This is a genomic window from Pseudomonas asuensis (assembly GCF_014646755.1).
GTDB lineage: Bacteria > Pseudomonadota > Gammaproteobacteria > Pseudomonadales > Pseudomonadaceae > Chryseomonas > Chryseomonas asuensis.
Window position 1 is genome coordinate 1 of record NZ_BMNW01000093.1, and the last position, 611, is coordinate 611.

The window sequence follows — 611 nt, forward strand, 5'->3', positions numbered from 1 at the left end:
CAGCTCATGGCCTTGCTGCCACAAAGCCTAAGTAAACAAGAACGCTCATCGATCAATCGTTTCCTGTGCCATCTGGAGCAACAGGGCCAGACCTGGTCACAGCTGTGGCCTACTAACCCTACTGATCCTCGTCCCGCCGCGCTCGAACGCGCGGTTAACGAAGGGATTAGTCGGCATGGCCTACCTAGTCAAACACGAGCAGTACTCAACAGGGCGTTGGGGCTTGTGCTGGTAGGCGAATCGGGACGGGTGAGGCTTACGCCCACCCTTGCCGAGCATAGTCAGCTCATGGCCTCGTTGCCACAAAGCCTAAACTCCAACGATCGCTCATCGATCAACCGTTTCCTGTGCCATCTGGAGCAACAGGGCCAGACCTGGTCACAGCTCCGACCTGACCCTACAGACCTTCGTCCCGCCGGGCTCGAAAGCGCCGTTAACGAAGGGATTAGTCAGCATGGCTTACCTAGTCAAACACGAGCAGCGCTCAACAGGGCGTTTGGGCTTGTACTGGTAGGCGAATCGGGACAGGTGAGGCTTACGCCCACCCTTGCCGAGCATAGCCAGCTCATGGCCTCGTTGCCACAAAGCCTAAGTAAACAATATCGCTCATC

At 57.0% G+C, this 611-nt stretch carries 1 protein-coding gene; it reads left to right on the forward strand.

Annotated features, from left to right (window positions below):
- A partial coding sequence (locus tag IEX86_RS24825; RefSeq protein ID WP_188868806.1) for a hypothetical protein occupies positions 1-611 on the forward strand: 611 nt, incomplete at both ends.